The organism is Mycolicibacterium alvei, assembly GCF_010727325.1.
In the GTDB taxonomy this organism is placed as follows: domain Bacteria; phylum Actinomycetota; class Actinomycetes; order Mycobacteriales; family Mycobacteriaceae; genus Mycobacterium; species Mycobacterium alvei.
Genome location: NZ_AP022565.1, coordinates 2194924 through 2212196, shown reverse-complemented (window position 1 = coordinate 2212196; position 17273 = coordinate 2194924). Strand labels below are relative to the sequence as shown.

Sequence of the window (17273 nt, the reverse complement as noted above, 5' to 3'; positions counted from 1 at the left end):
ATTCGTTAAAGTATGTGGTCCAGGGTACTCGATCAGAAGAAGCGCACATGACTAGTTGTCACCAGCGGAACTGTTCAGTTCCGCGGCCGACAAACTGAGGCCCGGCCCGAGGATGGATGTGGGTAGATGCAGAAACCGATGACCGGGGTGCGCGTCCTGGAAGTCGCGCAGTTCACGTTCGTGCCGTCGGCGGGCGCCGTCCTGGCGGACTGGGGAGCCGACGTCATCAAGATCGAGAATCCTGTGACCGGCGATGGTCAACGGGGCCTGGTCACGGTCGGCGGTCGCTCGGCCACTGCGCCAGGGGTCGCATTTGTGCCCATGATTGAGGCGCCGAACCGCGGCAAGCGCAGTGTCGGCCTGTCCCTTGCGCTCAACCAGTCGCGCCCGGTATTCGAGGAACTCGTCCGACGCAGCGATGTGTTTCTGACCAACTACCTGCCCCAGGCGCGGGCCAAGCTTCGGATCGATCTCGATGAGATCAGGCGGATCAACCCTTCGATCGTCTACGTGGCGGGAAGCGGCTTCGGAAGCGAAGGGCCCGACCGGGACGCTGGTGCATACGACGTCACGGCTTTCTGGGCCCGCTCGGGTAGCGCCGACGGGGTGACGAACAGTGACTCCGACGCTCCGACGGGCATGCCGGCAGGTGGTTACGGCGACAACATGGGCGGTATCACCATCGCGGGTGCAGTGGCGGCGGCGCTGTATGGCCGGCAGGCCACGGGCCAGACCTCTGTCATCGACGTCTCTCTGCTGGCAGTTGGGGCGTGGGCCAACCAGTTCAACCTGAATCTGGCGATGCTGTACGACTGCCCGCTACCAAAAATCGACCACCGCGGCCAGGCTCCCGGCAACCCACTGACCGGGACCTACCGGTGCTCGGATGGCCGGTTCATCCAGTTGTCGATGCTGCAGCCGACCCGCTACTGGTCGCCGGTATGCCGGCTGTTCGGTCTGAAGGAGGCTGCCGACGATGAGCGGTTCGCCTCGCTGGAATCGCTCGCGGCCTACTCCGACGACGCCGCCGCGCTGATCGCGCGGGCGATCGGTTCACGGACGTTCGACGAGTGTAAACACCTGCTTAACCTGTCCGGCGGTCAGTGGGCGCCGGTGCAGGATGCCTGGGAGGCGGCAAATGACGAATCGCTGATCGCCAACGGGCGCATCGCCGATGTCATTGACGCACAGGGCAATAAGCAGCGGCTGGTGGCCAATCCGGTGAAGTTCGACGAAGCGGCCGCACATCTCACCCGGGCGCCGATGTTCGCCGAACACACCGACGAGGTGTTGCGGGAATTGGGCATTGGTGATCACGACCTGATCGAGCTGAAGATCGAAGGGGCGATCACCTGAGCCCTGTCGAGCTCAGGGCGACACCAGTGAGGACGGTGGCGTGAATCCGGGGTTCACCAACGCTGTTGCCACGCCGCTGCCGATGGGCCCCGCCTTGTCGAACAGCGTGGCGACGCCGGTGCCGACCCCGGCATGGCCGTAGTGCGTCACCGCCGCCAAACCAATGTAGGGACCTTCTGGCAACCGGCTGAGCGTGAGGGTGTAGTCGGCGTTGATGAACTGCAGTCCGTCGGCACCCCAATGGGTGATCGAGCTGGTTACGTCCCCGGCCATCGCGGCGCGCGTGAAAGGGGACAGCGGCTCGGCGTCGACGAGCGACTTGGTCTCCCGCACCCAGGCGAACTTCTGTCCGCCGTGACTCCACTCGTCGCCCCCGACACCCGGACTGCCCGCAACCGGATCGCGGCCGTAGGAGTGGAACAGCATGAGGTGGTCGTCGTTCGGCATGTCGAGTTCCGCAGGGATCTCGGGCATCGTCATGGGCGTTGTCCACACCGTGTCTGTGGTGTGCTCGCTGTGGCGGAGGAACAAGGCGCTGGCCCGTGCCACCAAGACGTCGTTCTGAGTCATCACCGCGTCGACGAGCCGAAGTCGGCGTCCGTCACGCACTACCGATGAATGCACCTGCAGGGGTGACAGCGCGACGGGTCTGAGCAGGTCGACCGTCAGCCGGGCGGGCTGGAGATCAGTATCGGCGTCGTTGATTTCCTGCTCGACCGCGCGCCCGAGCAACCCGCCTACGTAGTGACCACTGAGTGATGGACCCCATGGCCCGCGCGCCAAAGGGGTTGGTACATAACTATCGCCGTCGGTGACGAAGAAACAACTCGGCACTCACCCTTCTCCTCTCAGCCGGCACCGATCGATGAGTATGCGTGCCATCCGTTCCGGGTGACTGATCATCACATCGTGGCAGGCATCGACGGGGATCACGTCCTGCACCCCACCGAGTGCTGCGATGCTGGCCCGCTGGGAATTCAGCGACAGCGCCCGATCATGGGTGGTCAGAATCCACGTGCGCGGCACCTCGTCGGGGAGTCCGCTGCGGTCGACGGGTTCGGCAGGAATCCGGGCCGACTCCGCGTAGAGCCGCGACATCGTGAACTTGCGTTGTGCGCGTGTCATGCCATTGCAGAAGGCGTATTGCGCCGCCAACCGTGGCACCTTCACCGGGTTGCCCGTTCTGGCGGCACGTCGGGCGAAGAACGCCAAGGGGCCGCTGAGGGTATCCACGATCGCCTGGCCTTGCCGCGGCACGAACGCGGTGGCCAGGACCATCTCCCGCACCTGTGACGCACCCAGCTTCGCCACCACGCCGGGCACGGTGACGCCGGCCATCGAGTGACCGACGATCACGATGTCACCCAGATCCGCTTCCTCGATGTCGGCGACGACCGAATCCACCCACTCACCAATGGTGGCGGTGGCGAGATCTCCGGGCTTATTGCCATGGCCTGGCAGGTCTACCGCGAGGACGCGCAATCCTGGTTCCTGGCAGCGCAACTCGGTAATCGTCAGCTCCCAGCAGTCGGCAGCGTGCTCTCCGCCGTGGACGAGGACGAGGGCGGGCAGAGTCACGGGTCGCAGTCCTCTCAGCGGTCGATCAGCTGCGACGCCAGCACGTCGATATCGGTGCGGAAGTCGCTGAAACTCCGGCTGGCCGGCTCGATGGTGATCCATGTGACGCCCGCCTCTGCGTAAGCGTCCAGCTTGGGCTGCACCGCAGACGAGAATGCCGCGCAGTCGCCGCTGGCGAGCAGGTCGCCCTCGAACGGCACGAACGACACATCGGCCGGGCCACGGTCGAGCTCGGCCCGTCTCTTGTTCACCGAACCTATCCATTCACTTAACGTCCCAATGTCTTCCAGCGGGCGGGCCCGGGTAATGGCGGCCATCTCGCCCGAGGCAGCCATCGGCATCCACCCGTCGGCGGTCTCGACGACGCGACGCTGTGCGGCGGTGCTGTTGCCGCCGATCCACACCGGGGGACCGCCAGGAGTCAGTGGGGGCGGCAGGGCGATGTGGCCGTTCGCGCCGAACGCCGGGCCGTCATGATCGATGCCCGCCCAAGTGGCTCGCCACGCGGCGATCGCCTCGTCCAGCAGTGCGCCGCGGTGACCGAAATCGGCCCCCAGTGCTTCGAATTCGGACTTCAGGTAGCCGGCTCCGGTGCCCAGGGTGAAACGGCCGCCGGACAGCAGGTCCAGACTCGCGGCGCCCTTGGCTGTGAGATACGGGCTGCGGTAACCCGACACCAGGATGTAGGTCATCACCCGGATGCGGGTGGTTGCGGCAGCGGCGAAACTCAGCGATACGAACGGGTCGAACGCGTGGTGGCCACCGTGGGCCAACCACTGCTTGTCGGGGTAGGGGTGCTCCGACATCGCGAAACCGTCGAAGCCGGCCTCTTCGACCAGCCGCGCGATATCGCCGATGGCGGCGCCCTCGGACCACCGATTCCAATGCTTGACCGCCCGCATCGGGAACATCAGGTTGTAGCGCACGTGACCCCTATCACCGACAATTAGCGAACTATATAACTATCTCAACAGTGATCGGGCAATGACCTCGCGCTGGACCTCGGTGGCGCCCTCGCCGAGTCGCTTGACCCGCAGGTCACGGAACCAGCGCTCCAGTGGCAACTCCGCGGAAATGCCCAGGGCGCCATGAAGCTGGATACACCGATCAACGACCTTGTAGGCCACCTCAGTGCCGTACATCTTGGCCACCGACGCGTCCACCCGGACATTGCGGCCCAGGTCGGCATTCCAGGCGGCTTGGTACATCAACAGCCGGGCGGCGCGCAGTTCGACCTCGCTGTCCACCAGCATCCACTGCACACCCTGCTTGTCGGCCAGCCTGCCGCCGAACACGTCACGGTCCTTGGCCCACTGGCAGGCCAGGTCCAGCGCGCTCTGCGCGATCCCGATCGGTCCGGCAGCGTAAAGGATGCGGCCGTGGATGAGGAAATCACTCGCCAGCGAAAAACCTTGGCCCTCTGCGCCGATCAGTTGATCCGCCGCCAACAGCACGTTGTCGAAGTGCAGTTCGTAGGGGGCGAAGGAAGCCATCACCGGGATGCGGCTGAACGTGACTCCGGTGGTGTCCTTCTCCAGGATGAATGCCGAGATGCCTTGGCGGCCTTCGCCGGTGCGGGCGTACACGACCCCCCAGTCGGCGCCGGGCGCGTGCGAGATCCACATCTTGGAGCCGTCGAGCACATACGTATCGCCATCTCGGACCGCTTTGAGCTTGATCGCCCGAGCCGGATCGGATCCGCCGGAGGCTTCGGTAATCGCGGTGTACGCCTTCGACATAGTGCCGTCGATGATCGGCCGGGCGTACTTCTCGAACTGCTCGGCCGAGGCCTTGAACATGATATTGGGTGGGTTACCCCCGAATGCGCCGAGCGCTGGGAAGAACGCTCCCATCCGGCATTTCGCGGCTTCCTCGGCGACCACCACCTGGCCGAGCACGCTCAGGCCGGCGCCACCATATTGCTCAGGTGTCTGCAGAGCCCACAGTCCGAGTTCGCGGGCCTTCGACTGCAACTCGACCAGTTGCTCACGGGGCAGTCCGACTGTGTCGTGGTCGAGTTTCTCCTCGAGCGGATGCACGTGCGCATCCATGAACCGCCGCACGGTATCGCGCAGCATTACGAGCTCTTCCGGCAGCTCCCAAGAGCCGCTCTCGTTGCCGCTCACGCCGTTTGCGCGGCGGCTGCGCGCAGGTCGCGCGCGCTCTGCAACTGCGGCTCGTGATTGGCTTCGTACTGCTCGATCCACTCGGGTGGCAGCTTGCCCCACGCCTCGCCGATGCGCAGCCGCTGGGCGGAGCTGAAAACCTCCGCGGCCACCACGTCACCGACGAAGATGGTGTTCTCGTCGTTGTCCAGTGAGCCGGTGATGCGGCATTCGACGTAGCTGTGCGCCTCGAGCAGGATCGGCGCACCGGTGACACCGGTCTTGGTGCGCAGTTTGGCGATCTTGTCGCCGTCGCGACCCGAGCTGCCGCCGAGGGTCATCAGGATCTCCATCGAGGCGTCGATCTCGTCGGGTCCGGCGGACAGCATGTGCATCACGAAAATGCCGGAGTTGACCAGCATGTCGTGCGTCCGGTTGTACTTGGTCAGGCTGACGGTGGCGCGGGGCAGCTCGGTCACGATGCTGGCCGAGCCGGCCGACAGCGACATCAGCCCGTTCGCGAAGCCGTTGTCAATGGTGGTGATGGCCACCGGGAAGGGGCGTAGACCCGCCAGTACCTTGTCGGCGGCCGCGAGGTCGAGTGTCATATGTCTCTCCTTTGTTGAGTCGTTACCCGAGGGTGAACGGGTCGCGGGTCGCCCCGGACAGCTCCACCCACACCGCCTTGGTCTCGGTGAAGTCCTTGACGGCGTCGATACCGTTCTCACGGCCGATACCACTGTGGCCGATACCGCCGAACGGAACATGCGGTGCCACAACGCGATAAGCGTTGACCCACACCGTCCCGGCCCGAAGTTTCGCGGCCACCCGGTGGGCCCGGTGGACGTCCTTGGTCCACACCGATGCGGCCAGTCCGAACTCGGTGGCGTTGGCTGCCGCGATGGCCTCCTCCTCGTCGGCGAAGGTCATCACCGCCAGCACCGGCCCGAAGATCTCCTCGGCGACCGCCCGCATCGACGGGTCGACTCCGGTCAGCACCGTCGGCTTGACGAAGAAGCCACCCAGGTCGCCCGCCGGCTCACCACCGTAGGCGACCGTGGCACCCTGCTCACGGGCAGAAGCGAAGTGCGACAACACCTTCTCGTACTGCGGCTGATTGGACACCGGACCCATCTCGGTCGCGGGATCCTTCGGATCGCCGAGTTTGATGGTCGCTGCCCGGGCGACGATACGCTGCACGAGCGCGTCGGCAACGCTTTCGTGGACCAGCAACCGCGACCCGGCCAGGCAGGTCTGTCCGGTGGCCGCAAAAACCCCGGCGATCACCCCGTTGGCCGCGGCGTCGAGGTCGGCGTCGGGGAACACCACTTGTGCGGACTTGCCGCCGAGCTCGAGGGTGAACCGGGTCATGTTCTCGATTGCGGCCTTACCGACCCGGATCCCGGTGTCGGTCGATCCGGTGAACGCGATCTTGTCCACGCCGGGGTGCGAGGCCAGCGCGGCGCCGGTCTGCGGGCCCCAACCGGTGACCACATTGATCACACCCGGCGGAAAACCGGCCTCGGCGAACAGCTTTGCGAACGCCAGCGTGGAGGTGGGAGTGTGGTCGCTGGGTTTCACCACGAAGGTGCAGCCCGCGGCCAGACCGGCTGCCAGCTTCCAGGTCAACAGCAGCAGCGGCGAATTCCACGGGGTGATCGCCCCGACCACGCCGATCGGCTCGTGCCGGGTGTAGACGAGATAGTTGGACTTATCGGTCGGCACGACCTCGCCCTGCAGCTTGTCGGCCAGGCCCGCGTAATAGAAGTAGTAGTCCGGCAGTGCCCGCATCTGGCCGACCATCTCGCGGGTCAGCTTGCCGCCGTCGCGGACCTCCAACTCAGCCAACTGCTCCGCGTCGCGGGCGATGAGGTCGCCGAGACGCCACAGCAGCTTGCCGCGGGCGGTCGGGGTGAGTGCACCCCAAGGCCCGTCCAGCGCGGCTCGGGCCGCGGCCACCGCACGGTCGATATCGGTGCCGTTCCCGTCCGGGACCCTGGCCCACGGCTGTCCGGTGAACGGGTCCACGCTGTCGTAGGTGGCGCCCGATCCGGCAGGCGTGGAGTCGCCGCCGATCACCAGGTCGAACTCGACCAATTGCCGAGTATCGGTTTCAGTCATGCACGCTCCTCAGCGAGTTCGCGGCTTCTTCTTGTTGTTGAGCGAGTCCGGCTTGGCGCCGGCATTGCCCAGATCGGTGTAGAACTTGCCGTGCCGCGCTGCGATCGTCGGCGGCAGATCGCGCGCCTCCCACATGGCGCGCACCGTCCCTTGGATACCGGCGGGGCGTCGGGCGGCGATCTCGCCGGCTAGTTCGGCGGCGCGGGCGCGCAGTTGGTCGTCGGGGACGATCTCGGTGACGATGCCGATGCGCAGTGCGGTCTCGGCGGTCATCCGCTCCTCGCTACCCAGCAGGGCCCAGCGCATCACCTCGCCGTAAGGCAGGCCCAGGGCCAGCATGCCCATGGGTTCCAGCGCCGAGACGATGCCCGCGTTGGGATGGGGGTCGAAGAAGGTAGCAGTCTCGCTGCAGATGGCGAAGTCGCATTCGTTGACGAAGTACATCGCGCCGCCGGCCACGATGCCGTGTAGGGCCGCAATCACCGGCTTCCATACCCGGTGTGCCTTCGGTCCCAGAAGTTCGCCCGGGTCTTCCTGGTTGAAGACGGTCTTGTGTTTCCACCAGGTGCCCTCGGCGATGTCGATGCCGGTGCAGAATGCGCGGTCTCCGTTGGCTTGCAGAACCGCTACGTGGATGTCGTCATCGTCGCGGACGCGGGCCCAGGCGATGGCGAGCTCGGCGGCCATCTGCTCGGTGAAGCTGTTCAACTTCGCGGGCCGGTTGAGCGCCACGGTGGCGACGTGGTCGCTCACGTGGAACTCGATGGTGCTCAAGTCGGTCGCGCTGGTCATGGCTGCTCCCTTGTCGATCCGGTGGATACCGGGGTCATCGCACTTTCATCGACAGCACGGTTTACCTGGTTGGCTATCTCCCGCTTGAGGATCTTCCCGGCTGGCCCCAGCGGGAATTCGCTCCAGAACAGGAACCGGCGCGGCTGTTTGTAGCCGGCCAACTCGGCCCGGCACAGCGCCATCAGTTCTGCGCTGAGCGCATCGCGGTCGGTGACATGCGATTTGGGAATCACCACCGCGACCGGGGTCTCGCCCCACTCCCGGTCGGGCGCCCCGACCACCGCGACCAGGTCCACTCCCGCGTGGTGTGCGATGACCCGCTCGATCTCGGCGGGATAGACGTTGAACCCACCGGAGATGATCATGTCGGTCTTGCGGCCGGTGATGTGCAGGTAGCCGTCCCCATCGAGGTAGCCGAGGTCGCCACTGCGCAGCCCGTCGGGCCCGAACACCTCTGCGGTCTGCTCGGGCCGGTTCCAGTACCCGACAGCGTTGGCGGGACTGGCAATCACGATCTCGCCGACCTCGCCCGTGGCCGTGTCGCTGCCGTCCGAGTCGACAATCCGGATCACACACATCGGTGTTTCCCGACCGCACGAGGTGGCGATCGATGTCCGGCCCGCGATGATGTCGCGATGGTCCTGCGGGGTGAGAATGGTGGCCTGCCCGCCACATTCGGTCAGCCCGTAGCGCTGCTGGAGATCACAGCCGAGCAGATCCATCGCCTTGCGGGCCAGGCCCGGCGGCACCGGCGCCGAACCATAGGAGATCCGTCGCAGGCTGGACATGTCCCGTGGCGGACCGTCCTCCAAGATGGCCAGCGTCCGGTGCAGCATCGTCGGGATGAACGTGGTGAAGGTGATCTTGCTGCGTTCGATCTCGTCGATGACCGCCTGCGGGTCGAAACGCTGATGGATCACCATGGTCTGGCCGAGATACAGCCAGGACACGGTGCGCACCATGCCACCCGCGGTGAAGAACGGGGTGGTCGCCAGCATGACGTCGGAGCGGTTCGCCTCAGTGACAAGGTTGGTGTCCGCTGCCTGGTAGAGCAGTGCGCGATGAGTGTGCATCACACCTTTGGCTCGACCGGTGGTACCGCTGGTGTAGAGGATGACCGCGACATCATCTGGTGAGACGTCGACCTGGGGAGTGCGAGGATCTGCTGAGGCCAAGGCTGATTCGTACTCAGGGCCGATGGCCAGCACCAGGCGCAGACCGGCCAGCTCAGCGAGGAACTTCTCCGAGTGCTCGGCGTGGATGAGCACCGCCTGGGCGCCCGAATCATCGCGAACGTGAGCGACCTCGTCGGGGGCGAGCCGGATGTTGACCGGAACGGCGACCAGGCCCGCCTTGGCCAGGCCGAACGAGATCTCCGGCCATTCGATGCAGTTGCGGGCGATCACCATCACCCGGTCACCGGCCGTGAGTCCCTGAGCGGCCAAGTGGTTCGCCAGGCGGCGGGCTCGTTCGTCGACCTGAGACCAGGTGTGTACCCGATCGGCATCGACGAGCGCGGTCTTGTCTGGGTAGCGGCGGGCGTTGTTGGCCGCGATATCTCCGATGAGCATCAGATCAGGAATGCCTTCATATTAGAAATGCCAAGGTCTCGACCGGGCCACCCGCGTCGATCAGGTGCACGATCTTGCGGATCAGCCACGGACCGTCGGGGGAGCGGCGGACTGTGTGAATCACCCTGCCGGCCCAGAAGCGTTGTCGTATACGGTATTCGAAGACTGCAAAATTGGATTCGACGGTCACGATGTCGCCACCGGCGTCGGTTTCGACGTCGATGACCTCGGAGTTGGACACCACACGCCGCATCACCGATGGGGGCGTCTGGGAATGCCGGTTGCCGGTATTGAGTTGCGCCACCCGGCTCTTGATCCGCCGCCGGTTGTCATTGATGTAGGCGAGTGTGGTCCGTGGGTTGTCCTCGGGGTGGATGGGAACGCGGTACTCGACCCGATCGTCGTCATCGGCCCACAGCGCTTCCCACTCTGAGTAGCGACCCTCGTCGGCCAGCCGCGCCTCCAGGTTGAGGAACGCGACGATTTCGGCGTCGGGAACCGGCCGCAGGGCGGGGCGGATCCGGGGTGCGGTGTCAGCGGTCATGGTCATGCCTTCCCGCCGACGACGTCCGCCCACCGCGAGTAGAACCCGCGCTGCGGCGTCTCGGCACTCTTGTCCCGGTTGATGATTCCGCTTTCGTCGGTGATGTCATCGGACACACCGCGGGCCAGCACCAGCCATTCCGGCAATTCCGCGGCGAGGCCGGCCTGGTTGCGCATCCCGATCTCGCCGTCATCGGCGATGAGGAAGCCCGCCGGGCCCATCGCACCCTCAGATCGGCGCAAGGTGCGTTCGTTGAGGGCATCTTGGTCCGGAATCAGTACCGCGGTGGTGTAGGCGATGGTCCGGTCGGGAGCCTGTGGCTCGACGAACATGACGTTCATCTCGGCCAGGAACAGGTTCGGCCAGATCAACGTGTGTGGCGGGCCGACCACCAGCGCGTCGTGTGCCTGTTCGGGACCGTAGGCACTTTCCAGAGCCTCGACATACTCGGAAAGCTTGGCGCGTGGGATCCGTCCATACCAGACGAATTCCTCGTCGAGCTTGCGGTATTCGTCGGTGTAGTCGATCTCCGAGTGGCCGTTGCCGAGATCGCGAACCAGCACGTCGACCTTGGTCGGGACGTGCGACACCTTGGCCGGCTTGATCGCGTCATACACGGAGGCGTGGGTGAACAGCGCGTGGTAGCCGTCGACGTTGTTCTCCACCACCATCTTCCAGTTGGCGTGGTGCAGATGCTTCATCCAGTTGGCCCGCAGGTCGATCTTGCGGGTGGGGGGACAGGTTCAGGAGCCGGTCGATGGCGCCGGTGGCCTTGCCGAGATGCTCCCGCAGCGAGACACCGTCGGGGGCCAGTGACGCGAAGACGAAGCCACCGTAGCTGTCGACCCGCGGTGCCTGAGCCAGGCCGAGTCCGGCCCGCAGCTCTGAATAGGTATCCCCATAGCCCTCGCGCATCGGGACGCCCTGCAGCGCACCGGTGTTGCTGAACGTCCAGCCGTGATACGGGCACCGGAACGAGTTGGCGTTGCCGGTCTCGGCGTTGCACAGCTTGTTGGCGCGGTGGGTGCAGCGGTTGAGCAGCACCCTGATTTCGCCGTCCTTACCGCGCACCACTACCACCGGGTCGTGACCGATGAACCGGGTGAGGTAATCGCCGGGCTCACTGACCTCGCTGTCGTGAGCGACGTAGACCCAGCCGGTCTTGAAGATGGTGTCCATCTCACGGCGAAAGATGTCGGCGGAGGTGTATACCGACCCGTGCACGCGGTCCGTCTGGACGACGCTGTTGACGTCGAAATCGTCGACAGTGGGCGGGGGTTCGAGAGTCGTCACTTGTCCTCCAGGGTGTCGATGGCTGGTATCGCGACATTGCCGAGGTGGCGGAAGTCGATAGTTACCGCGGTTCCGATGGCCGGCGCGGTGTCTGCAGGATGCACCGTGGTGAGCACCAGCCGGTGCCCACTGTTCATCTCGACGTCGACGATTGGGTAGGGGTGCTGTGCGCGCACCAGGCCGGGCTCGCGTCGGTGCATGAGGGTCGCGGAGTGCACGGAGCCGAGCAGTTCGACTGCGCGCCAATTCTGTTCGGAGGCACCGCAGTTGTCGCAGATTTCCTGGCCGAGCTCAACTGGCTGCGCGCAAGCCGCACAGAACGGCAGAGCGAGCTCACCACGGTTGGCGGCCTCGTACAACGGCGCCAACGAATCGCCGCCAACGGCAGGCGCAAGTGTGCCGTCCAGCAGCCAGTCCACGCGGGCTTGCTCGTTCGTGGCGGTCATCCCGTCCGCTCCAGCACCAGTGCGGCGTGGTGGTCCAGTCGGCCTCCGATGCCGCCGACCAGCGCCACTGTCGCGTCCGGGACCTGGCGTTCCCCGCCGGCGCCGCGCAGCTGGACGACCGCCTCGGTCAGCGGCGTCATACCCTGCAGGTAGAAACCCGACAGCTGACCCCCGCCGGTGTTGGTCGGCAGTGCCCCGCCCGGACCGGTCTGGGCGTCATGTACGAAATCGCCGGCCGGAACGGTGCCGGTGAGCCGGTATTCATCGAGCAGCAGCAGCGTGACGATCGAGAACGGGTCATAGAGCTCGGCGACATCCAGATCTGAACGGGACATCCCGGCTTGTTCCAGCGCATCGTCGACCGCCCGGCAGCCGCCGCCGAACCACGACTCTGCTCCCGCGCGACGCCGGCGAACCGGATGTTCACGGCCGGTGCCGCGCACTCGAAGTCGGGTGGCGCCGACGTCGGGCCGACCGGTCAGTACTACCGCGACTGCGCCGTTGACCGGCCGTGCGCAGTCGAGCCGGCGCAACGGTTCGGCGATCATGGGGCTGGCGTCATAACCGGCATCGTCGAGCGGTTCGCGATTCACGGCATCGGGATTGCCCATCGCCCAACCCCGTGCCGTGACAGCCACCGACCGCAACGCCACAGGGTCGGTGCCCGTGGTGTGGAGCCAGCGCTGGGCCAGTAATGCGTACGTCGGTACCGAGCCGAGTAGCCCGGAGGCGCGTTCCAGACCGCGGACTCCGGTATTGCCGCCACTGTGCGCGTACGTGGAACCCGCGCCCTTCCCGGCGGCCAGCGGTGCATCGGCGAAGACGCAGAGCACAGTGGATGCCTCACCGGAGCGGATCGCGTGACGGGCGCGCTGAATCATCGCAATGGTGGTGGCGCCCTTGATTTCAACGTGTTCGAGCAGTCGGAGAGCCCCGAAACCACCGGCTGCGGCAAACCCGACCCCCAGGCGGTCCGGTCGCACACCCTGGGAGGAGCCGACCAGGAGGCCGTCGACATCGGCGCGGCCGATTCCGGCGTCCGCCAGCGCGGCGGTGCTCGCCTCGGCAGCCAGGCGTAGGGGAGTTGCGCCCGGCCGCAGCGACATCGCCGTCATGCCCAGGCCGACCAGGTCAACCTCGGGTGCGCTCACGGCTGTTCACTCGGTTGGCGTGCGCCTTGTCCACGTTCAGACCGGTAGTTGCCCACCCGCAGCCAATCCTCGCGGTCTTCCGGGGTGGCCTGGGTGAAGCTCGCTAGCTCCAGTGGGCACAGGAAGACGTATTCGCCGCTCTCCAGGTCTTCGACGAGCAGGCGAGGTCCGTTGCCGTTGACATCGAGCGACACCCGCACAGCCGCGAACTCATTCACCAACTCGGCGAGTTCGCGGCGTCCGGAGGGAGTACTCACCTGCCCAGTTTTACCGCATACAAGTGTCAGAAGCAATGCATCATGAGCGATCGGATGCAGAATCGGACCGCCTTCGATGCGACGGGCATCCGTGGGCATCTACTAGGAAACTTGCCGGTTACGGCGCCATTGACGTACCCGCATCGGGTCGGGACAATAAGTTGACATTATTGTCAGATCGATGAACGGGAAGGGTGAGATGACCCAAGCGCAGGCACCACGGACCGAGGTGGGCGGAGGCTCTGGACTCGACACGGGGGATTACCGCAGCATCTGGATGTATCTGAAGGAGCTCGAGTTCCATCAAGGATTCATCGATGTTTCCGTCAACGGCGCGAACGTACAGACGCGCTACGCCGAGGCCGGCGATCCGGCCAAGCCGCACGCCATCCTGCTGCACGGCACCGGCGGACATTGGGAGACGTTCGCTCCCAACCTCGCTGCGTTGAGCGAACACTTCCATTGCGTGGCCATCGACATGGTGGGTAACGGCTTTTCCGACAAACCCGACTACGACTACGAGATCGCGGTCTACGTCGAGCACGTGCTCGGGGTGATGGACCACTTCGGGATGAAGTCGACCAGTTTCGTGGCCATGTCGCTGGGCGCTTTCGTCGCCTCAGCCGTGTCGGTGGGGCATCCCGACCGGGTGGACAAGGTGATCTTGATGTCGCCGGCCGGCCGGGAAGCCTCGGCCTCGAACATGGCGCGTATCCGCGCCGAGCGCACCAAGGCGGTCAACGAGCCGACGTGGGAGTCGTTGCACGCCGTGTTCGCCCACCTGATCGCCGACGAGGCCAATCGACTGCCCGACCTGATCGGTTTGCGCCAGTCGATCTACCGGCGCGCCGACACGCGCAACACCATCGACCGGCTGCTGATCCTGCAGGACGAGAAGGTGCGTCACCGCAATCTCATCCCGGACGACAAATGGCGTGGTATCACCGCGCCGGTGATGATCGTGGCTTCGGGTAAGGACCACGGCGTGTACCAGGACACCGCACGCACCATCGCGGACCTGATCCCGAATTCCGAGGTGTTCGAGATGCCCTCGGTGCGGCACTGGCCGCATTTCGAGGACCCCGGGTCGTTCAATACGGCGGCGGTGGAGTTCCTGACGAGATGAACCGCCCTGACCCCGCCGCGCTCGAAGATATCGCTCGTCGGCTGTACGAGGCTGAGAAGACTCGTACGCCGATCCGACAGCTGTCGCTGGACTATCCCGACATGACCATCGAGGACGCGTACGCGGTGCAACGGGCATTGGTCGCGCTCAAGGTGGCTGACGGGCGAAAGGTCAAGGGCCGCAAGATCGGTCTGACCTCCAAGGTGATGCAGCGCGCGGTATCGATCGACGAACCCGATTACGGCGCGCTGTTCGACGACATGTTCGTCGAGGACGGCGGGCGTGTGCCGCTCGGCCGATTCATCCGACCCCGGGTCGAAGTCGAGCTGGCGTTCGTGCTGGGCGAGACGCTGCAGGGGCCTGATGTCACGTTGTTCGACGTACTACGCGCCACCGAGTTCGTGACTCCGGCGCTGGAGATCCTTGATGCCAGGGTGCAGATGTCGGACCCGGATACCGGCCACCTGCGCACCATCGTCGACACAATCGCCGACAATGCCGCCGACGCGGGCCTGGTGCTGGGAGGGCGGGTGTTCCGGCCGATGGATGTCGACTTGCGCTGGGTATCGGCGCTGCTGCTGCGCAACGGCACCATCGAGGAGTCCGGGGTCGCCGCTGCGGTGCTCAACCATCCAGGAAATGGCGTCGCCTGGCTGGCGAACAGGCTTGCTCCGCACAATGTTTCGCTGCACCAAGGTGACGTGATCCTGTCCGGGTCGTTCACCAAGCCGGTGTTCGCAGAACCGGGGGACACCTTCGTCGCCGACTACGGACCGCTGGGCACCGTGTCGGTAGCGTTCGACCGGAGCCGCTCCGGCGGCGACATCGAGCGGGGTGAGGCGTCGTGAACCGTTGGGTGGAACGGATCGGGGCCGGGCGACCACGGTTCGGCATGTGGCTGGCCTCGGGCAGCGGCTACGTCGCCGAGATCTGCGCAGGGTCGGGAATCGACTGGGTACTCCTGGATCAGGAGCATGCGCCCAACGACGTGCGCACCACGCTGGAGCAATTGCAGGCGTTGGCAGGCTATCCCGACGTCGACGTCCTGGTGCGCCCGCCGTCCGCCGACCCGGTCGTGATCAAGCGGCTACTCGATATTGGTGCGCAGAACATCATCGTCCCGATGATCGACGATCCCGGCGAGGCCCGCGCCACCGTGGCCGCCACCCGATACCCGCCGGCCGGTATCCGTGGTGTCGGCAGCGCGTTGGCGCGCGCATCCCGGTGGAACCGGATCTCGGACTATCTGGCCACCGCGGATGCATCGGTGTCGCTGACCGTACAGGTGGAGACCGTGGCGGCGCTGGATCGGCTGGGGGACATCGCCGACGTCGACGGGGTCGACGCGGTGTTCATCGGGCCCGCCGACCTGGCCGCCTCCATGGGCCGACTAGGTGAACCGGAACATCCGGAGGTAGTCGGCACCATCGAGAGCGCACTGGCGACGATCGTCGCGCACGGCAAGAGTGCTGGGGTGAACGCGTTCAACGAGACGATCGCGCGACGCTACGTGGCCGCCGGGGCGAGTTTCGTTCTGGTCGGCGCCGATGTGGCGCTGCTGGCCCGGGGTGCCGAACAGCTGGTCGATAGATACCGGAAAGCACCGTGAACTGTTTGATTCTGACCTATTCGTCACTCAGCATTGCGAATAAATCGTATGCAACACATGGATTGATGTGCGCTGCCTCATTGAGTGAAGACATTGTTTCTGACAATTACGTCACTTACACTCGGTGACCATGGACCTGGACTTCACTCCTGACCAGATCGAGTTCCGCGATCAGGTCCGCACCTGGCTGGACGAGAACAAGCCGACCGAACCACGCCCCCGCGACGATGCGGGCATCCGCGAGTACGACCTGGCCTGGCAGCGCACCCAATGGGAAGGCGGTTGGGCCGGCATTGCCTGGCCGACTGAGTACGGCGGCAAGGGTCTGACCCTGTTGCAGCAGCTGATCTGGTACGAGGAGTACGCAGCCAGGGGATTTCCCGGTATCGACGCGTGCTTCGTCGGTCTGTCGCATGCCGGGCCGACACTGATCACCCGTGCCACCGACGAACAGAAGTTGTTTCATCTTCCGAGAATCCTTCGCGGCGAGGTGCTCTGGTGTCAGGGCTTCTCCGAACCCGACGCCGGATCGGACCTTGCGGCGTTGCGCACCAAGGCTGTCATCGACGGTGACGAGTTGGTGGTCTCCGGGCAGAAACTCTGGACCAGTTTCGCCACTGTCTCCGACTACCAGGAACTGCTCGTCCGCACAGACAACACCGGGAGCAAGCACAGTGGCATCACCTGGGTGATCTGCGACATGAGCACGCCAGGTATCGACATCCGCCCGATCGAGACGATCGAGGGCGGTGCGGAATTCTGCGAGGTGTTCTACGACGACGTCCGCATCCCGCTGTCCAACGTGGTCGGCGAGGTAGGTGCGGGCTGGTCCGTCGCGATGGCCACGCTGTCATTCGAGCGGGGTACCGCCTTCACTGCCAACCAGGTTCGGCTGGCCAAGATCATCGAAGACCTCATCGACTATGCGCGCGATCACGTCGGCCCCGATGGGCGCAGGCCCGCGATCGCCGATGATGAGATCGCGCGGCGCCTGGCGCATGCGCGGGCGTCGGTGGCTTCATTACGGGCACTGACCTACACCAACATCTGCGAGGCGTTGAAGACCGAAACTCCGGGACCCCGCGGTTCCATCGTCAAGCTGATGTACGCCGAGTTGGCCAAGGAGATAGGCAAATTGGCGATGGATGTCATTGGCCCAGCGTCCAGCCGTCATTCCTCGCGATGGGACATCGACGGGTGGGCGGGGTACTACTACTACAGCTTCTCCCAGGCGATCGGCGGCGGGACCTCGGAGATTCAGCGGAACATTGTCGGTGAGCGAGTGCTGGGGCTGCCCCGATGAACGATCAGTCAGGAGAGGGTC

At 65.3% G+C, this 17273-nt stretch carries 17 protein-coding genes and 1 pseudogene; 5 read left to right on the top strand and 13 right to left on the bottom strand.

Features of this window, described 5'->3' with window-relative positions:
* Nucleotides 1-126: 126 nt before the first annotated feature.
* The gene (locus G6N44_RS10635; RefSeq protein ID WP_163663776.1) at nt 127-1356 is read left to right on the top strand and encodes a CaiB/BaiF CoA transferase family protein; all 1230 of its coding nucleotides are present in this window, start codon (nt 127-129) and stop codon (nt 1354-1356) included.
* Between the two features lie 12 nt (nt 1357-1368).
* Here the strand turns inward: G6N44_RS10635 and G6N44_RS10630 are convergent, their stop codons facing one another.
* The 13 genes and pseudogenes from G6N44_RS10630 to G6N44_RS10570 form a co-directional block, all read right to left on the bottom strand.
* On the bottom strand, nt 1369-2190 hold the full coding sequence (locus tag G6N44_RS10630) for a thioesterase family protein (protein WP_163663775.1): 822 nt from the start codon (nt 2188-2190) through the stop codon (nt 1369-1371).
* Nucleotides 2191-2934 carry an alpha/beta fold hydrolase gene (locus G6N44_RS10625; RefSeq protein WP_163663774.1) on the bottom strand — a complete coding sequence of 248 codons (744 nt, stop codon included), beginning with the start codon at nt 2932-2934 and terminating at the stop codon, nt 2191-2193.
* A gap of 14 nt (nt 2935-2948) precedes the next feature.
* Nucleotides 2949-3845 (bottom strand): TIGR03619 family F420-dependent LLM class oxidoreductase, encoded by an 897-nt coding sequence (locus tag G6N44_RS10620; protein WP_179964568.1) that lies wholly within the window; start codon nt 3843-3845, stop codon nt 2949-2951.
* 51 nt (nt 3846-3896) lie between these two features.
* On the bottom strand, nt 3897-5012 hold the full coding sequence (locus G6N44_RS10615; protein WP_163663772.1) for an acyl-CoA dehydrogenase family protein: 1116 nt from the start codon (nt 5010-5012) through the stop codon (nt 3897-3899).
* A 44-nt stretch (nt 5013-5056) separates the two neighbouring features.
* Nucleotides 5057-5647 (bottom strand): flavin reductase family protein, encoded by a 591-nt coding sequence (locus G6N44_RS10610; protein ID WP_163663771.1) that lies wholly within the window; start codon nt 5645-5647, stop codon nt 5057-5059.
* A gap of 22 nt (nt 5648-5669) precedes the next feature.
* Entirely contained in the window at nt 5670-7160 is a 1491-nt protein-coding gene (locus G6N44_RS10605; RefSeq protein ID WP_163663770.1) for an aldehyde dehydrogenase, read from the bottom strand.
* 9 nt (nt 7161-7169) lie between these two features.
* Complete coding sequence (locus tag G6N44_RS10600) at nt 7170-7952, bottom strand: enoyl-CoA hydratase/isomerase family protein (protein WP_163663769.1); 783 nt, start codon at nt 7950-7952, stop codon at nt 7170-7172.
* A complete protein-coding gene (locus G6N44_RS10595) occupies nt 7949-9523 on the bottom strand; it encodes a class I adenylate-forming enzyme family protein (protein ID WP_179964508.1) in 1575 nt (524 codons plus the stop codon). Before G6N44_RS10595 ends, G6N44_RS10600 begins: the two co-directional genes overlap by 4 nt.
* A gap of 16 nt (nt 9524-9539) precedes the next feature.
* A complete protein-coding gene (locus G6N44_RS10590; RefSeq protein ID WP_163663768.1) occupies nt 9540-10067 on the bottom strand; it encodes an aromatic-ring-hydroxylating dioxygenase subunit beta in 528 nt (175 codons plus the stop codon).
* Nucleotides 10068-10069: 2 nt separating this feature from the next.
* A pseudogene (locus tag G6N44_RS10585) lies at nt 10070-11360 on the bottom strand (aromatic ring-hydroxylating oxygenase subunit alpha).
* Complete coding sequence (locus G6N44_RS10580) at nt 11357-11806, bottom strand: Zn-ribbon domain-containing OB-fold protein (RefSeq protein WP_163663767.1); 450 nt, start codon at nt 11804-11806, stop codon at nt 11357-11359. Before G6N44_RS10580 ends, G6N44_RS10585 begins: the two are co-directional and overlap by 4 nt.
* Complete coding sequence (locus G6N44_RS10575) at nt 11803-12921, bottom strand: thiolase family protein (RefSeq protein WP_163669800.1); 1119 nt, start codon at nt 12919-12921, stop codon at nt 11803-11805. The genes G6N44_RS10580 and G6N44_RS10575 overlap by 4 nt, the downstream gene beginning before the upstream one ends.
* Before the next feature lie 32 nt (nt 12922-12953).
* Entirely contained in the window at nt 12954-13214 is a 261-nt protein-coding gene (locus G6N44_RS10570; RefSeq protein ID WP_163663766.1) for a hypothetical protein, read from the bottom strand.
* A 199-nt stretch (nt 13215-13413) separates the two neighbouring features.
* Between G6N44_RS10570 and G6N44_RS10565 the strand changes: the two genes are divergently transcribed.
* The 4 genes from G6N44_RS10565 (at nt 13414) to G6N44_RS10550 (ending at nt 17252) form a co-directional block, all read left to right on the top strand.
* The gene (locus G6N44_RS10565; RefSeq protein ID WP_163669798.1) at nt 13414-14340 is read left to right on the top strand and encodes an alpha/beta fold hydrolase; all 927 of its coding nucleotides are present in this window, start codon (nt 13414-13416) and stop codon (nt 14338-14340) included.
* On the top strand, nt 14337-15188 hold the full coding sequence (hpaH, locus tag G6N44_RS10560) for a 2-oxo-hept-4-ene-1,7-dioate hydratase (protein ID WP_163663765.1): 852 nt from the start codon (nt 14337-14339) through the stop codon (nt 15186-15188). The genes G6N44_RS10565 and hpaH overlap by 4 nt, the downstream gene beginning before the upstream one ends.
* Before the next feature lie 44 nt (nt 15189-15232).
* Nucleotides 15233-15949 carry an aldolase/citrate lyase family protein gene (locus G6N44_RS10555; protein ID WP_179964567.1) on the top strand — a complete coding sequence of 239 codons (717 nt, stop codon included), beginning with the start codon at nt 15233-15235 and terminating at the stop codon, nt 15947-15949.
* 130 nt (nt 15950-16079) lie between these two features.
* Nucleotides 16080-17252 carry an acyl-CoA dehydrogenase family protein gene (locus G6N44_RS10550; protein ID WP_163663761.1) on the top strand — a complete coding sequence of 391 codons (1173 nt, stop codon included), beginning with the start codon at nt 16080-16082 and terminating at the stop codon, nt 17250-17252.
* The last annotated feature ends 21 nt before the right edge of the window (nt 17253-17273 follow it).